Source organism: Blautia sp. ZXY-1-B12, from assembly GCF_056339915.1.
The window spans coordinates 1-17038 of record NZ_JBWJVP010000287.1 but is presented as its reverse complement, the minus strand read 5'-3'; the positions used below and the strand labels follow the sequence as shown (position 1 = coordinate 17038).

The following is a 17038-nucleotide window of genomic DNA, read 5'->3' as shown; positions in this document are numbered from 1 at the left end:
GTAGCTTTTTTAGGTCGTGGACATGCAACAAAACTACACTGGCAGAAGCAATGGCTTACTTAGCAGGAATGACTAACCGTCTCGGAAGAGTAGAAGACGGAAATACTGTAGCGATTATGACAAAGAAGAGATTAAGAGACATTTTTCCATTTCTACCACATTGATTCCGGTACCATGGGATAAGGTAAAGATCAATGTGCTGGATACTCCCGGATATTTCGATTTCGTAGGCGAAGTAGAAGAAGCAGTAAGCGCAGCAGATGCAGCGATCATTGTAGTTTCCGGTAAAGCAGGCGTTCAGGTTGGAACACAGAAGGCATGGAACTTATGTGAGAAATATAAACTTCCGAGAATGATCTTTGTCACAGATATGGACGTAGATGATGTCAGCTACCGTAAAGTAGTAGAACAGCTCACTGAACTCTACGGCAAGAAGATTGCACCGCTTCACTTCCCGATTCGTGAAGACGGCAAATTTGTAGGATATGTAAATGTTGTAAAACAGGCAGGACGTAAATACATAGATAAAGGTAAGAAAGAGGAATGCGAGATTCCTGAATACCTGGATGAATATCTGGAGAAATATCATGATATCCTTATGGAATCTGTAGCAGAGACCAGCGAGGAATTCATGGATCGTTACTTCGAAGGAGATACTTTCTCAGTGACAGAGGTTTCCGCGGCGCTTGCAATGAACGTACAGGAGGCATCTATCGTACCTGTATGCATGGGCTCACCGATCAATCTTCGCGGTGTATCCAACTTACTGGATGATATCTGCGGATATTTCCCAAGCCCGGACAAACGCTCCTGCAACGGAATCGCTCAGAAGACAAATGAGATCTTTGAAGCAAACTACGACTTCACGAAAGTGAAATCCGCATATGTGTGGAAAACAATTGCAGACCCGTTCCTTGGCAAATATTCTCTTATTAAAGTATGCTCCGGTGTTATCAAATCCGATGACACTTTATTAAACGTAGAGAAAGGCGAAGAAGAACGTCTGAATAAATTATATGTACTTGAAGGATCCAAACCAATCGAGGTTCCGGAACTTCATGCCGGTGATATTGGTGCAATTGCCAAATTAAACAGCGTACAGACTGGTGACAGCCTTGCGACAAAAGCAAATCCGATTCTTTATCCGAAGGCACTCCTTTCCACACCATATACCTGCAAGAGATTTAAAGCAGTGAAGAAGGGTGATGAGGATAAGATTTCCCAGGCACTTGCGAAGATGATGAGTGAAGACAAGACACTTCGTGTAGTAAATGACAGTGCAAACCGTCAGAGCCTTATCTATGGTATCGGTGATCAGCATCTCGATATCGTTATGAATAAATTAAAAGAACGCTACAAAGTAGATGTTGAGCTGAGCAAACCGAAGGTTCCGTTCCGCGAGACGATCCGTAAGAATGCAGATGTAGAGGGTAAACATAAGAAACAGTCCGGTGGACATGGACAGTATGGACATGTTAAGATGCGTTTCGAGCCATCAGGCGATCTGGAGACACCTTATGAATTTGAACAGGTTGTAGTTGGTGGTGCAGTTCCGAAGAACTACTTCCCGGCAGTTGAGAAAGGTCTTCAGGAATGCGTATTAAAAGGACCTCTGGCTGCATATCCTGTAGTTGGTGTGAAAGCTACCTTATATGATGGATCTTATCATCCGGTAGACTCCTCAGAAATGGCATTCAAGATGGCAACGATTCTTGCATTTAAGAAAGGCTTTATGGATGCATCACCTGTACTCTTAGAGCCAATTGTATCTATGAAAGTAACTGTTCCGGATAAATTTACCGGTGATGTTATGGGCGACCTGAACAAACGTCGTGGCCGTGTTCTTGGTATGACTCCTGATCATCAGGGCAATACCATTATTGAGGCAGATGTTCCACAGCTTGAGATTTATGGATATTCCACAGATCTTCGTTCTATGACAGGCGGAAGCGGAGAATTCTCCTATGAATTCGCACGCTACGAGCAGGCTCCGAACGATATCCAGGCAAAAGAAATCGAAGCAAGAGCAAGCAAAGTGGATAAAGCTGAAGAATAAAAAAAGGGTAATTACTGATAGAGCAGTAATTTGTGTTAGCGCAGTAATTAAAATATAGTTAAGAAATAAAAATGGCAGGACATTTTGCAGAGATGCGGAATGTCCTGTTTTTTACGTTTTGTTGACAGAACTAGAGTGTGTCTGAAAAAGGCTTTCTGCAAGATGTGCGTCACACTTTGCGGGAATGATTTTTCAGACACACTCTAGTGGTGTATTACTCGAAAATGCGAAATAAGTGCCATTTTTACAGCAAAAACACTAGATACAGCAAAACGTTACATTGACAAACAGCCTTTGTTGAATTAAAATAAATTTTTAGGATAAGATGTCCATAATCGGACTGAAACCGCCGGAAATAATAAAAGCAGCTGTGTAGCTCAGTGGAGCAAACAGTAGTGGTGTCATGGACGCACCCTGAAAAAGACGGTATCTCGCCTTAAGTCAGATGCCCTGGTAACTCTGTTGCCGGGTAGTTCACATACAGCAAAATGTTGGAGGAAGTATAGAGATGAAATACTTGTTTAAAAAGATCGAGCCTAAGTGGCAGGCAAAATGGGAAGAAGCCAAAGTCTTCGAAGCCAAAGATAACAGTGACAAACCTAAATTCTATGGTCTGGTAGAGTTCCCATATCCAAGCGGTGCCGGTATGCACGTAGGACATATCAAAGCATATTCCAGTCTGGAGGTTATTTCCAGAAAACGTCGTATGGAAGGCTATAATGTACTTTTCCCGATCGGATTTGATGCATTTGGTCTCCCGACAGAGAACTACGCAGTAAAGACCGGAACACATCCACGTATCATCACAGATGAGAACATCAAGAGATTCTCAAACCAGTTAAAGAAAGTTGGATTTTCCTTTGACTGGAACCGTGTGATCGATACAACAGATGAAGACTACTACAAATGGACACAGTGGATTTTCCTGAAAATGTTCGAAAAAGGTCTTGTATTCAGAGACAGAACACTGGTTAATTACTGCCCGCACTGTAAAGTAGTCCTTTCCAATGAAGACAGCCAGGGCGGTAAATGTGATATCTGCCACAGCGATGTTGTTCAGAAATCAAAAGATGTATGGTATTTAAGAATCACCCAGTATGCAGATAAGCTTCTGGAAGGTCTGAAAGATGTAGACTATCCGGAAAATGTAAAACAGCAGCAGATCCACTGGATCGGCAAATCAAAAGGTGCTTTCGTTAACTTCGATGTTGACGGAATCGATGAGAAACTTGAAATCTATACAACCAGACCGGATACTCTGTTTGGTGTAACATTCATGGTAATCGCACCGGAACATCCGATCATTGACAAATATGCAGATAAAATCACAAACATGGATGAGATCACTGCATATCGTAATGAGTGTGCAAAGAAAACAGAGTTTGAGAGAACTCAGCTTGTAAAAGATAAAACAGGTGTGAGAATCCAGGGACTTGAGGGAATCAACCCGGTTAACGGTAAGAAAATTCCAATCTACATTGCTGACTATGTAATGATGGGATATGGTACAGGTGCTATCATGGCAGTACCTGCTCACGACCAGCGTGACTATGATTTCGCGAAGAAATTCGGCATCGACATTATCGAAGTTATCAAAGGCGGAGATATTTCCAAAGAAGCCTATACAGGCGACGGCGAAATGGTAAACTCCGATTTCCTGAACGGATATGCAAAGAAGAAAGATTCTATTGAGCGTATGTTGGAAGAGCTGGAGAAAAAAGGAATCGGTAAAGCCGGTGTTCAGTATAAGATGAAAGACTGGGCATTCAACCGCCAGAGATACTGGGGTGAGCCAATCCCGCTTATCCACTGCCCGAACTGCGGTGTTGTGGCAGTTCCGGAGAACGAACTTCCGCTGCGCCTGCCGGATGTAAAGGACTTCGAGCCGGGTGAAGACGGACAGTCCCCACTTGCAAAGATTGATTCTTTCGTAAACTGCACATGCCCGAAATGCGGTGCTGCAGCGAAGCGTGAGACAGATACTATGCCTCAGTGGGCAGGATCTTCCTGGTATTTCTTAAGATATACAGATCCGCACAATGCAAATGCACTGGCAGATATGGACAAACTGAAATACTGGATGCCTGTTGACTGGTACAATGGTGGTATGGAACACGTTACCAGACATATGATCTACTCCAGATTCTGGCATCATTTCCTGTATGATCTTGGCGTAGTAAATACACCGGAACCATATGCAAAACGTTCCATCCAGGGATTGATCCTCGGACCGGACGGAGATAAAATGAGTAAATCCAAGGGCAACGTAGTTGATCCGCTGGATATTGTAGAAGAATACGGTGCAGATACTCTTCGTACCTATGTACTGTTTATGGGTGACTATGGCGCAGCTACACCGTGGAGCGAGAACTCTGTAAAGGGCTGTAAGAAGTTCCTGGACCGTGTTGCAGGGCTGACAGATATCCTTTCTGAAGAATCCGTATCTGATGAACTGGAGATGAAACTCCACCGTACCATCAAGAAAGTTTCTTCTGATATCGAGAACCTGAAATTCAATACTGCGATCGCCAGCCTGATGACACTCATTAATGAGATCACAGCAGAAGGACACTTAAGCAAAGATGACCTTACCATCTTTATCAAACTGCTTAGCCCGTTCGCACCGCATATCTGCGAAGAAATCTGGGAATTCATCGGAGGTGAAGGCTTACTGGCAGTTTCCGAATGGCCGAAATACGATGAAGGCAAAACAATTGCCAAGACCGTTGAGATCGGTGTACAGGTAAACGGTAAAGTAAGAGGAACAATCGTAATCCCTAACGGATGTGAAAAAGAAAAAGCATTCGAGATTGCCAAAGCAGACGAGAGAATTGCTTCCTTCCTGGAAGGTAAGAACCTTATCAAAGAGATTTATGTACCGAACAAGATCGTAAACTTTGTTGCGAAATAATAGAAACAGTAAAAAGAGGACTGACAGAAATTTTTCTGAACAGTCCTCTTTTGAGTTTGCCAGCTGTATTTTTAGACCTTTTCAGGCAACCGCCTGCTGATATGCCGGAATGTCAGTGTAAACACGATTCCCTTCACGATAGAAGAGATTGTAAGTGCCCACCATACACCATTTAATCCCATTCCCGCATGTGTCAGGATCAATGCCAGCGGGATTCGTGAGCCTGTCAGGATCACACTGATCGTACTGGATAATCTGGTGCGTCCAAGCCCTGATAATGCGCCCACTGTCATCAGCTCAATGGACATAAAGACTTCACTGAATCCGATAATGACCAGATAATTGACAGCAGTATCCAGCGCTTCTTTTTCGTGGAAAAATAACCTGGCAATTGGTTCCGGAAGAAAGACAAAAGCTGCAGTGACAAACAGGCCCCAAATTGTGAGAACGCGAAATGACAGACTGTAACCTTTACGGATACGGTCTTTTTTTCGTGCACCGTAGTTTTGGGCAATAAAAGCATTCAGTGCTGAAGCAAAACCATCAGCAGTATTCCAGGATACGGATTCAATCTGTCCGCCAACACGCTGCGTTGCAATAGCGGCAGCACCATAACCGGAAACCATACGGGTCAGAATCATGGAGATGAAACAGTAAATGCTTCCCTGTATAGCTGTGGGAAACCCGATCCTGAAAATGTGCTTATAATATTCTTTTGGAAAAACAGACAGCAGATTCAGATGTTGTAAAACATTTGGCTCCAGTCTGGAATGCCGGATACGCAGAACCATCACCACAAAAACCAGAATCTGTGAACTTACTGTCGCAATAGCGGCTCCGGCAACCTCCAGCCTCGGGAAAGGTCCGATGCCAAGGATCAGCAGCGGATCCAGAATCATATTTCCTGCAAGCCCGATAAAGTTTGCAAGCAGGGGAGTGCGGGAATCTCCCTGCGCAGTAGAGAGTCCGGTCAGCGTCAGATTCAGATAAGAAAAAAGAATCAGCCCACAGGTGATCAATGTATAAGATCTGGCAGCAGTATAAGTTTCTGCATCGGTCAGATTAAAAAATCCCAGCAGAGGCTGTATGAAAATAACACAGACAGCAGCAAACAAAATGCCGGACAGTGCAGTAAGCTGCAGAGAACTGGCAGCATAGGAACGTGCCTGGTCATAATCTTTGCGCCCGCATGCCTGAGCTGTATTTACCTGTCCGCCCATTCTTGACAGGGATGCAAGCCCCTGGGAGAGCCAGACATACATTCCGCCTACTCCCACGCCTGCAACCGCCTTTGCACCAAGCAGTCCGATCCATGCCATATCCATAATACTGTATGCTGTTCCCAGCATGGAAGAAATCATGATAGGCAGAGCCAGCTCTGCCAGAGTTTTCAGAATCGGACCGGAAGTCAGATCCACAGTTTTTGCTTTACTCATTTGTAATAACCCTTCATATACTAATTATTATAATACTTTTGTAGTCCATTTACTGCAGTCCCATACTTGAGAAACCACATCGCGGTAAAACTCCGGTTCATGGCAGATCAGGAGAATGCTTCCCTTATATTCGATCAATGCCTGCTTCAAAGCTTCTTTTGCATCCACATCCAGATGATTGGTAGGCTCGTCCAGAAGCAGAATGTTCGTTTCTTTATTCACCAGCTTACACAGACGCACCTTCGCCTGCTCCCCGCCACTCAGTACACGTACCTGACTTTCAATATGCTTGGTAGTCAGACCGCATTTGGCGAGAGCAGACCGCACTTCATACTGAGTATAAGACGGAAACTCCGCCCAGATCTCATCAATACAGGTAGTCTTGTTATCACCCTTTACTTCCTGCTCAAAATATCCAATCTGAAGATTCTCCCCGAGTTCGCAGGAACCCTTCAGAGACGGGATCAATCCCAGAATACTCTTCAGTAAAGTTGTCTTACCGATACCGTTTGCACCAACCAGCGCAATCTTATTTCCTCTTTCCATAGAGAAGTAACAGGTCTGGAAAGAGGTTCATTATAACCAATAACCAGATCCTTCGTTTCGAAAATATATTTTCCCGGAGTGCGTCCGTATTTAAAATGAAACTCAGGCTTCGGCTTCTCGGCAGCAAGCTCGATCACATCCATCTTATCCAGCTTCTTCTGTCTGGACATTGCCATATTTCTTGTAGAAACCCTGGCCTTATTTCTTGCGACGAAATCCTTCAGTTCACTGATTTCCTGCTGCTGGCGTCTGTAAGCAGCCTCAAGCTGAGCCTTCTTCACCTCATACACTTCCTGGAAATGGTCATAATCCCCGACATAACGGTTCAGTTCCTGATTCTCCATATGATAAACCAGATTGATAACAGAATTCAGAAACGGAATATCGTGGGAGATAAGGATAAATGCATTCTCATAATCCTGCAGATAACGCTTCAGCCATTCGATATGTTCCTCATCCAGATAGTTGGTAGGCTCGTCCAGAAGCAGGATATCCGGCTTCTCCAGAAGCAGCTTGCCAAGCAGAACCTTGGTTCTCTGACCACCACTCAGATCTGTAACATCACGTTCCAGTCCGATATCCAGAAGTCCCAGGGCTCTGGCAACTTCCTCCACCTTCGCATCGATCACATAGAAATCATGCATGGTAAGGGTATCCTGAATAGTTCCCAGCTCTTCCATCAGAGTATCCATCTCCTCAGGAGAAGCAGTGCCAAGAGAGTCACAGATCCCATTCATTCTTTCCTCCATCTCAAAAAGATAAGAGAACGCAGACTTCAGCACGTCACGGATGGACATACCCTGAGAAAGGACAGAATGCTGGTCCAGATAGCCGACACGTACATTCTTTGCCCATTCAATCTTACCCTCATCCGGCATCAGCTTTCCGGTTACAATATTAAAGAAAGTAGATTTACCTTCCCCGTTGGCACCAACCAGTCCAATATGCTCGCCCTTTAACAGGCGGAAAGACACATCATTAAAAATCGCCCTGTCTCCGAAACCATGTGTCAGATGTTCAACATTCAAAATACTCATAAAAAGAAATTCTCCTTAATTATTGTTATATAATGTCAGGGTCAAAAGGTATTTCACCCCTGACCTGACATCCACGAATTACTTACTCCGCTGCAAAGCAGCTCCCGCAATTCTTTTAATATTTGTAACTATACAACAGTATGATCAGACTTCCCTGACTCCTTTTAATGACGGCTCAGCCATCAACGAATAATTTGTATAATAAACCACAAATCCGGGCTTCGCCCCTGCAGGCTTTTTCACCTGCTTCTTCTGGATATAATCAATCTCCACCTTAGGGGCAGTACGTCCTTTGGAATAATAAGCGGCAAGCTGTCCCGCAATCTCAAAGATATGATCCGGCAGTTCTCCGTCCTTAGACTTCACGACCACATGCGAACCGGCCATCTTCTTGGCATGAAACCACCAGTCATTCCCTGTGGCAAACTTAAAGGTAAGCTCATCATTCTGGAAATTATTTTTTCCCACATAAATATCATACCCATCCTCAGTCACATAATGGAACGGCTTAGACTTACTCTGTGCCTTCTGTCCCTTCCTGCGGTCATAATGCTTCTTAATATATCCATACTCCATCAGCTCTTCCTTGATCTGTGCCAGATCACTCTCAGCCAAAGCAATATCCAGAGCATTGGAAACAGACTCCAGATGCTCAATCTCACTTCTCGTATCTGCAATCTGCTCAGTCAGAGCCTCCTCCGTACGCTTCAGCTTTCCATACTTGTCAAAATACTTTTTGGAATTCTCCGCCGGAGTCATAGTAGGATCAAGAGGAATGGTAATCTCCTCATTGGTATAATAATTCAGAGCCTTAAACGACTTACATCCATCCTCCAGCCCATACCCATAAGTATTGATCAGCTCCCCGTAAACCTTATACTTCTCTTTCTTCGCAGTATCCTTCATCTGCTTCTCCTGCAGACTCAGCTTCTTACGGTTACGCTCCAGCGCAGTCTGCACGATCCTCCTCAGATCCGAAGACTTCTGATGGATACGCGTCAACGTATTCTTTGTCGCATAATAAGTCTCCAGCATCTGTGAAACACTCTCAAACTCCACAGAATGATACTCCGGTCCATACTGCTGGAACGCAAACACACCATACTCCACAGGTTCTTCCCCCCGGTAAACAATATTCGGAGAAAAATCCCCATCCACAACCTGATCCATCAGCCTGCGGAACGTATGATACAAATGCACCCTCGCCGCCTCATCCAGAGACTGCGCTGCATCACTTCCGTCAATCGAAGCCCTGAAACAGATCTCCTCCGCAACAACCGGACTGATTCCAGTAAGAGAAGAGTAAACAGCCCTGGAAATATTACAAGGCTTCCTGCACACAACATCACAAAACTCCTCCTCACTCACAGTCAGCGGATTCAGCTTATCCTGCGTCTTCGGAATAAAATACTCCCTTCCCGGAAGCACCTCACGCACAGAACTCATATGAGAAGAAACATGCTTGATACTATCCAGGATCATCCCCTTATCATCACAGAAAATAATATTACTGTGCTTGCCCATCAGCTCCATGATAAGAACCTTCTTACAGGGATCCCCCAGCTCATTCAGATGCTCCAGCTCAAACATCACCACACGCTCCATCCCCGGCTGCCTGATATCCGAAACCCTTGCACTTCCAATATGCTTACGTAGCAGCATACAGAAATTAGGCGCAGTCATAGGGCTGGGCTTATTCTTAGAAGTAAAATAAATCAGCGGAAGAGAAGCACTGGCCGAAAGCAGCAGCCTGCACTGCCCATTCGCCCCTTTCCCCGTAATCAAAAGCTCATCCGCCTCCGGCTGAGCAATCTTATTAAACCGTCCTCCATCCAAATTCAAATGCAGCTCCTTCACCATAGCCGCAATCGTAATCCCATCAAAAGCCATATAAAAACACTCCTTTAAAAAATAATCAGTAAAAATAATCAAAACTCAATCAATACGACAGTACGATCAAGAAAAGAAAAAACAAATCAGTTAGTCAGAATAATCAACGTTTTACGTCAGAAAGGCGAAGCCCTTTCTGACAAACAAACTATAATAAGCTTTTCTGAAAGCCGTTCAATTTAAAGGATATACCATATACCTCCAACAGCCAGCTACCAGCAGGAGAAAATAAATAGTTCCGGGCGCATTTGCAGGGGTTGTAGTAACTCTTAGGCTTCGGGAATCTGCGTTATGAAAAAAACAGCAACCTGTCTGAGCGAAGCGAGTTTTGCTGTTTTTTTCATGCCTTTAGCAGATTTCCGAAGCCTTAGAGTTGACTAAACCCCGAAACCGCGCCCGGAACTATTTATTTTCTCCTGCGTCCCACCTGCGTCCCACCTGCGGCGTCCCTTCTGCTAGTATACCACACATTTCCTACCGCCATCAACGAAAAAATGTTTGACTCCCATTCTATAATGAACTATAATAAATCTGTATGTAAACCAGAACAGGCACACATACCCCGACACTAATAGACAGACAAAGAGAGAAAAACTATGATAAAAAGCATGACAGGTTTCGGCCGGGCAGAAGTCGTGACCAAAGAAAGAAAAATAACAATCGAACTAAAATCTGTCAACCACAGATACCTGGACCTCAGCATCAAAATGCCCAGAAAACTCAACTTCCTGGAAGGCGCAGTCAGAAACCTGATGAAAACCTACATCCAGAGAGGCAAAGTTGATGTATACATCACATACGAAGACTACACCCTGGACAACGGAGCTCTCAAATACAACAGAGAACTCGCATCCGAATACATCACCTGTCTCAAACAGATGCAGCAGGACTTTGACCTTGACTACGATATCAAAGTCAGCACCCTGTCACGCTATCCGGAGGTACTTGTCATGGAAGAACAGTCTGTTGATGAGGAAGCACTCTGGGAATCTCTGGAACCGCCCCTTCGCGAGGCATGTGAGAAATTTGTCCAGACAAGGATACTGGAAGGCAGAAATCTTGAGAAAGATCTTATCGGAAAACTGGACAGCCTTGAAGAAAAAGTATTACGTGTAGAAGCCCGCTCTCCGGAAGTAGTCAATGCCTACAGGACCAAACTGGAAGCAAAAGTTTCCGAGCTGCTGGAAGACACACAGATCGATGACAACCGCATCGCAGCAGAAGTCATCCTGTTTTCAGACAAAATCTGCAATGATGAGGAAACCGTCCGCCTTCACAGCCACATCAGGAACATGAAAAAGATGCTTACAACAGAGAAAGAAGGCATCGGACGCAAACTGGACTTCATGGCACAGGAAATGAACAGAGAAGCAAACACGATTTTATCCAAATCAAGTGATCTGGAGATTTCCAACATTGCCATTGATCTGAAAACAGAGATCGAGAAAGTCAGAGAACAGATCCAGAACGTAGAATAGAGGAAGAAAACGTGGCAAGACTTATTAATATCGGTTTTGGAAATGTAGTCAATTCACAGAAAATCGTGGCAGTGGTAAGCCCGGATGCGGCACCTGTAAAAAGAATGGTGCAGAGCATAAAGGGAACCCGGTCACTGATTGATGCAACTCAGGGGCGAAAGACAAAAGCAGTGATCGTCACAAGCGACGATTATCTGGTGCTCAGCGCACTTCAGCCTGAGACCATTGCCCGGAGATTTGCAGAAATATATGAAAACGAGGATAAGGGAGAGACCCATGAATAAAGGAATTTTAGTAGTGGTTTCCGGATTTTCCGGTGCAGGAAAAGGCACAGTAATGAAACGCCTCATGGAGAAATATGATGGTTATGCATTATCTGTCTCCGCAACAACCAGAAAACCCCGTCCCGGTGAAGAGGACGGCAGAGAATATTTCTTCCGTACAAGGGATGAATTTGAGAAGCTGATCGAAGAGGATGCATTGCTTGAATATGCCCAGTATGTGGAAAATTATTATGGTACCCCACGCTCTTATGTCGAAGAGCAGCTTCAGGCAGGCAGAAATGTAATCCTTGAGATCGAAATCCAGGGCGCAATGAAGATCAAAGAGAAAATACCGGAAGCACTTCTGGTGTTTGTAACTCCGCCGACTGTGGAGGAACTGGAACGCCGTCTCACAGGCAGAGGAACAGAAACCGCACAGGTGATCGCAGACAGACTTGCAAGAGCCGGTGAAGAGGCAGAAGGTATGGGACAATATGACTATATTCTTGTCAACGATACTGTAGAGGAATGCGTAGACCATCTTCATCAGATTATTGTGAGTGAACATTCCAGAGTATCCAGAAATGCAGAATTTATCGCAGATATCCAGAAACAGACAAAAGCATTTCAGAAATGATAAACATGCGGCCCAGACCGCTTAAAAGAAAGGAGAAAATACATGATACATCCGTCTTATACAGAATTAATCGAAGCAATCAATACAAACAGTGAGGACGACGATACAACAATGTCCCTTAACAGCCGTTATTCCCTTGTACTTGCTGCAAGTAAACGTGCGCGTCAGATCATTGCAGGTTCCAAACCAATGGTAGAGGGTGCGGCAGGCAAGAAACCTCTCTCAGTTGCGATCGACGAGCTCTACAAAGGAAAAGTAAAGATCCTTGCTCCGGAAGAAGAGGATGAAGAAGGAACAGAACAGACAGCTGAGGCACAGACAGAAGAATCAGCACAGGCTTCTGAAATCACAGAGACTGCTGAAACAGCAGAAGAAACAACTGCAGAAACAACTGAAGAGTAAGAACTGATGGTAACACAATAGATAAACAAAAGGATGTGTCTGAGAATTACAGAGGTATATTTTCAGGCACATTCTTATAGGAGAATTTATGAAATTATTATTCGTATCATTAGGCTGTGACAAGAACCTTGTAGATTCCGAAGAAATGCTTGGACTTCTTACAGGTAACGGGTTCGAGATCGTAGATGATGAAACTGAAGCAGAGGCCATTGTGGTGAACACCTGCTGCTTTATCAATGACGCAAAGGAAGAGAGCGTCAACACCATCCTTGAGATGGCAGAATACAAGAAAACCGGGAGCTGTAAAGTCCTGGTTGTCACAGGATGTATGGCACAGCGTTATAAGAATGAGATCATTGAGGAAGTACCGGAAGTAGATGCAGTACTTGGAACAACTTCCTACGGAGACATCCTTAAGGCAATCCGTGAAGCAATGGAAGGAAAACATTTCCAGGAATTTAAAGATATTGATTATCTTCCGGAAAAGCTTGGCAAACGTGTTCTCACAACAGGCGGACATTTCGGATACCTCAAGATAGCAGAAGGCTGTGATAAACACTGCACCTACTGTATCATCCCGAAACTTCGCGGTAAATTCCGAAGCGTTCCGATGGAACGTCTGGTAACACAGGCAAAGGAGATGGCAGAGGAAGGCGTAAAAGAGCTGATCCTTGTCGCACAGGAGACAACCGTATATGGAACTGACATATATGGAAAGAAATCTCTTCATATCCTCCTGAAAGAGTTATGCAAGATCAAAGGAATCCGCTGGATCCGCGTGCTTTACTGCTATCCGGAGGAAATTTATGATGAACTGATCCAGACCATGAAAGAGGAGAAGAAGATCTGCCATTATCTGGATCTTCCGATCCAGCATGCAAGTGACCGTATCTTAAAGAGAATGGGAAGAAGGACAACACAGGCAGAACTGGTGGAGATTGTAAATAAGCTTCGCCGGGAGATTCCTGACATCGTGCTCCGTACCACTCTGATCTCCGGATTCCCCGGGGAAACACAGGAAGACCACGAAGAGCTGATGAGCTTTGTGGATGAGATGGAATTTGACCGTCTGGGAGTATTTACTTACTCACCGGAAGAAGATACACCTGCAGCAACGATGCCTGATCAGGTTGCGGAAGAAGTCAAAGAGGCCAGACGTGACGAGATCATGGAGCTTCAGCAGGAGATTTCCTATGATAAGGGAACTGACCGTATCGGACAGGAACTTCTCGTGATGATCGAGGGAAAAGTTGCAGATGAGAGCGCATACATTGGCAGAACTTACGGAGATGCACCAAAGGTCGACGGTTATATTTTTGTGCAGACAGGAGAACTCCTGATGACAGGAGATTTTGCAAAGGTACGTGTGACCGGTGCACTGGAATATGATTTGATAGGAGAGTTGGCAGATGAATACACCGAATAAACTTACAGTAGCCAGAATGATTCTGGTTCCGTTTCTTGTACTGTTTATGCTTACAGACTTGGGCGGTGAGGCAAACCGCTATATAGCACTTGCTATTTTTGTTGTTGCAAGTGTGACCGACTGGTTTGACGGAAAGCTTGCCAGAAAATACAATCTGGTGACAAACTTTGGAAAATTCATGGATCCTCTTGCAGACAAGCTGCTTGTGTGTTCTGCAATGATCTGCTTTATTGAACTGGAAAAACTTCCGGCATGGTTTGTTATCATTATTATAGGAAGAGAATTTATTATCAGCGGATTCCGTCTGATCGCAGCCGAGAACGGTGTTGTGATCGCGGCAAACTACTGGGGCAAATTTAAGACGGTTTCCCAGATGATCATGATCATTTTACTGCTGATCGATCTGGGCGGAGTGTTTGATATTCTGGAACAGATATTTATCTGGCTTTCTCTGGCACTTACCGTTATTTCCCTGATCACATATATCTGGCAGAACAGGAGTGTTCTGTCCATGCAGGATTAGAAAGAAGGCTTTAAATATGGCTTCAGAAAAGGAAGCATCAGAAGAATCAGCATTAGAAGAAACAGTTGTAGGACTCCTGAAAAAAAAGAAAATGACACTGTCTCTTGCCGAGTCCTGTACAGGCGGTGCGGTAGCAGCGGACATCGTAAATGTACCGGGAGCTTCGGAGGTATTTATGTGTGGTTATGTCACATATACAAACCGCGCCAAAAGAAAATGTCTTGGAGTAAAGAAGAGTACACTGAAGAAAGAAGGTGCTGTCTCAGCCAAATGTGCCGGACAGATGGCAAAAGGCGGTGCGAAAGCAGCCAAAACCGATGTCTGTCTCTCTGTGACAGGACTTGCAGGTCCGGGCGGTGGAACAGAGGAAACACCGGTGGGAACCGTATTTATGGGATGTTACTGTGCAGGAAAGACAACTGTGAGGGAATTTCACTTTGAGGGCGACAGAAAAAGTATCAGAGACCAGGCAGTTGAACAGGCACTGACATTTATCTGCGACAGGCTGCGCAAATATGACAGATAATAATTGGTGACAAGTTACATTACTGAACATAAGAGTACATTTCGGAAAGTTGATGAAATGTACTCTTTTTGTTATCATAGCAATTCATATTAACCGAATCAGGTAAGTTTTCTGCGGAGTCTGCGAAAAGCAATAAGCAGTGAGTGGGGACTTGGTCACCGCATCATTTTCATAAGGTTCACCACTTTATCAAGTTTTTGTGCCTCTGCGGGAGATTTTCCCATCTTCAGCACTTCAATGATCGCAGAAATCTCATCAGCATTAAATTTCAGACCACCTTTTTTTCCCTGAGCAGCTGCGCTCATCAGGAAAGGCAGCATCTCATTTGCACCCTTTGAACTTCCCTGGGAAGCCAGATTCTGAAGCATATCAAGCTTGGAACGATCCATACCTGCAAGCTTCGGGTTGTTGCGCCAGTCATCATTCATGGGAATCCTCCTTCTCACCATCTGCAGGCTGGTTCATGAGCTGCAGCATCTGAACCATAGCCATCATATTTACCATCTGATCTAATTTATCCCTGCTGGGACCATAACAGAAGCTGCGGATATCATTGATGATATCCACCGGATTCTGGGGCGGCATGCTCATGGCACACAGATCGCTGCCGGAACTTCTTTTGCTGAAAACAGAAACCGTATTGATAAATTCAACCGCTTTTTCATAGACTGAGAAAATCTGCTGTCCTTTTGGCGGAAGATAAGGAATGGCGGCTTTTATCATCTGTCCGCGGTCAGAACTGACCATCTGATCCAGTAAAGTCTGTGAAATCTGCTCTTCATTCATAATATCTGCTTCCATTTTATGTTTTTTATTAACAGAATATGACGGGGAGAAGGATTCTGACATATAATAAAGTAGAATTTAAGTAACTGTGAGACTGCTTTACTGCACGCTGCCTCAAATTTTATGGAATTGCTGCAGGTATCATGCGTTTGCAGTTGCAAAAAAATGGAGAATCAGATATGGGATCAGAGTCAGAAGAAAAGAAAGAAATGCTTATTATAAATGGAAATGCTTTTTATGAGATAGATCTGGAGTGTGTGAAAAAGAAAAAACAATGTGCTCAGACAGTGCACCTGGAAAAGAAAACAGACAGGATCAATTCCCGGAATATGAAAGATAAGGATAATATCAGGCAGCATGAATAATAAGGACGAAATTATAATCCTGTAAAATATAAAGAGGCAGAGGGAAAGATCCCCCTGCCAACAGAAAATGATTGTCAGCAGCCACATCCACAGCCATTGTTTCCACATAACAGAAGCAGCACGATAATAATCCAGCAGTTGTCACCGTTGCCACATCCGCCGCAGCCATTGCTGCATCCGCAGTTATTGTTTCCGCACAGGCACAGAAGGATGATGATCCAGAGGATATTACAGCAGGAATTATTTCCGCCTGAAAGTCCCCATCCACTGTTACATCCACATCCGTTATTACATCCGCAGCCATTGTCGCATCCGCATCCGCTGTTATTAGCGCAGCCACATCCGCATCCTCCTCTGTCCTCACATCCGCAATTTGTAGCAGCTAAGTCGCTCATATTAAATCCTCCGTTTTTTTTTCTTTACAATCCTATCATATGTGGAACCGCAAAAAGTGTTACAGTTTCATCATTGTTCATTATGTTCACAGTAACCAATAACCTTAAGTTCGATGCGAATTGTTGCTTTTCACAAGTTGACAATAATATATGAATCCGATATAATATACCACGTAACAAATCTGTAATGATTGAGAAAGAAATGCAACAATAACCCAATTAAAACGTAAAACAATACGTATAAAAAGAGAGGAAACGGAGAATAAGAATGAAGAAACATGGGAAACTATTGTTAAAGTATCTGCTCCTTTTTGTGATGACCGTTTTTGTAATGGGCTGTTTTAGTGTATCCGCGGCAACA

The 17038-nt window shown here is 44.2% G+C and carries 15 protein-coding genes and 2 pseudogenes; 10 read left to right on the top strand and 7 right to left on the bottom strand.

Annotated elements, in window-relative coordinates:
• The first annotated feature begins 50 nt into the window (after positions 1-50).
• Positions 51-2056, top strand: a pseudogene (locus AC075L_RS20215) (elongation factor G).
• A gap of 111 nt (positions 2057-2167) precedes the next feature.
• Here AC075L_RS20215 and AC075L_RS20210 read toward each other — a convergent pair.
• Positions 2168-2242 carry a DUF6783 domain-containing protein gene (locus AC075L_RS20210; RefSeq protein WP_407843199.1) on the bottom strand — a complete coding sequence of 25 codons (75 nt, stop codon included), beginning with the start codon at positions 2240-2242 and terminating at the stop codon, positions 2168-2170.
• Between the two features lie 322 nt (positions 2243-2564).
• Here AC075L_RS20210 and leuS point away from each other — a divergent pair, with 322 nt between their 5' ends.
• The gene (gene leuS, locus AC075L_RS20205) at positions 2565-4967 is read left to right on the top strand and encodes a leucine--tRNA ligase (RefSeq protein ID WP_118341721.1); all 2403 of its coding nucleotides are present in this window, start codon (positions 2565-2567) and stop codon (positions 4965-4967) included.
• Between the two features lie 71 nt (positions 4968-5038).
• Here leuS and AC075L_RS20200 read toward each other — a convergent pair whose 3' ends face one another.
• The 3 genes and pseudogenes from AC075L_RS20200 to AC075L_RS20190 form a co-directional block, all read right to left on the bottom strand.
• Positions 5039-6403: an MATE family efflux transporter gene (locus AC075L_RS20200; RefSeq protein WP_055053444.1), complete on the bottom strand. Its 1365-nt coding sequence runs from the start codon at positions 6401-6403 to the stop codon at positions 5039-5041.
• Between the two features lie 27 nt (positions 6404-6430).
• Positions 6431-7986 (bottom strand): annotated as a pseudogene (locus AC075L_RS20195) (ABC-F family ATP-binding cassette domain-containing protein).
• Between the two features lie 144 nt (positions 7987-8130).
• Positions 8131-9876, bottom strand: a complete 1746-nt coding sequence (locus tag AC075L_RS20190) for an Rqc2 family fibronectin-binding protein (protein ID WP_118566277.1) — start codon at positions 9874-9876, stop codon at positions 8131-8133.
• Positions 9877-10472: 596 nt separating this feature from the next.
• On the opposite strand from AC075L_RS20190, the gene AC075L_RS20185 reads away from it, so the two are divergent.
• The 7 genes from AC075L_RS20185 to AC075L_RS20155 all read left to right on the top strand — a co-directional run bounded on the left by AC075L_RS20185 (position 10473) and on the right by AC075L_RS20155 (position 15131).
• A complete protein-coding gene (locus AC075L_RS20185; RefSeq protein WP_008704536.1) occupies positions 10473-11354 on the top strand; it encodes a YicC/YloC family endoribonuclease in 882 nt (293 codons plus the stop codon).
• Between the two features lie 11 nt (positions 11355-11365).
• Positions 11366-11638: a DUF370 domain-containing protein gene (locus tag AC075L_RS20180; protein ID WP_008704535.1), complete on the top strand. Its 273-nt coding sequence runs from the start codon at positions 11366-11368 to the stop codon at positions 11636-11638.
• On the top strand, positions 11631-12254 hold the full coding sequence (gmk, locus tag AC075L_RS20175) for a guanylate kinase (RefSeq protein ID WP_008704533.1): 624 nt from the start codon (positions 11631-11633) through the stop codon (positions 12252-12254). Before AC075L_RS20180 ends, gmk begins: the two co-directional genes overlap by 8 nt.
• 42 nt (positions 12255-12296) lie before the next feature.
• On the top strand, positions 12297-12656 hold the full coding sequence (gene rpoZ / locus AC075L_RS20170; protein ID WP_008704531.1) for a DNA-directed RNA polymerase subunit omega: 360 nt from the start codon (positions 12297-12299) through the stop codon (positions 12654-12656).
• An 88-nt stretch (positions 12657-12744) separates the two neighbouring features.
• On the top strand, positions 12745-14082 hold the full coding sequence (gene rimO, locus AC075L_RS20165) for a 30S ribosomal protein S12 methylthiotransferase RimO (RefSeq protein WP_008704530.1): 1338 nt from the start codon (positions 12745-12747) through the stop codon (positions 14080-14082).
• A complete protein-coding gene (pgsA, locus tag AC075L_RS20160) occupies positions 14066-14605 on the top strand; it encodes a CDP-diacylglycerol--glycerol-3-phosphate 3-phosphatidyltransferase (protein ID WP_008704529.1) in 540 nt (179 codons plus the stop codon). The genes rimO and pgsA overlap by 17 nt, the downstream gene beginning before the upstream one ends.
• 16 nt (positions 14606-14621) lie before the next feature.
• Complete coding sequence (locus tag AC075L_RS20155; protein WP_173701896.1) at positions 14622-15131, top strand: CinA family protein; 510 nt, start codon at positions 14622-14624, stop codon at positions 15129-15131.
• Between the two features lie 155 nt (positions 15132-15286).
• Here AC075L_RS20155 and AC075L_RS20150 read toward each other — a convergent pair whose 3' ends face one another.
• Complete coding sequence (locus tag AC075L_RS20150; RefSeq protein WP_008704527.1) at positions 15287-15559, bottom strand: hypothetical protein; 273 nt, start codon at positions 15557-15559, stop codon at positions 15287-15289.
• Positions 15552-15917, bottom strand: a complete 366-nt coding sequence (locus AC075L_RS20145; RefSeq protein WP_022381123.1) for a hypothetical protein — start codon at positions 15915-15917, stop codon at positions 15552-15554. Before AC075L_RS20145 ends, AC075L_RS20150 begins: the two co-directional genes overlap by 8 nt.
• A gap of 179 nt (positions 15918-16096) precedes the next feature.
• Between AC075L_RS20145 and AC075L_RS20140 the strand changes: the two genes are divergently transcribed.
• On the top strand, positions 16097-16282 hold the full coding sequence (locus AC075L_RS20140) for a hypothetical protein (protein ID WP_118408213.1): 186 nt from the start codon (positions 16097-16099) through the stop codon (positions 16280-16282).
• Positions 16283-16356: 74 nt separating this feature from the next.
• Here AC075L_RS20140 and AC075L_RS20135 read toward each other — a convergent pair whose 3' ends face one another.
• Positions 16357-16677 (bottom strand): hypothetical protein, encoded by a 321-nt coding sequence (locus AC075L_RS20135; RefSeq protein WP_022381125.1) that lies wholly within the window; start codon positions 16675-16677, stop codon positions 16357-16359.
• Between the last annotated feature and the right edge of the window lie 361 nt (positions 16678-17038).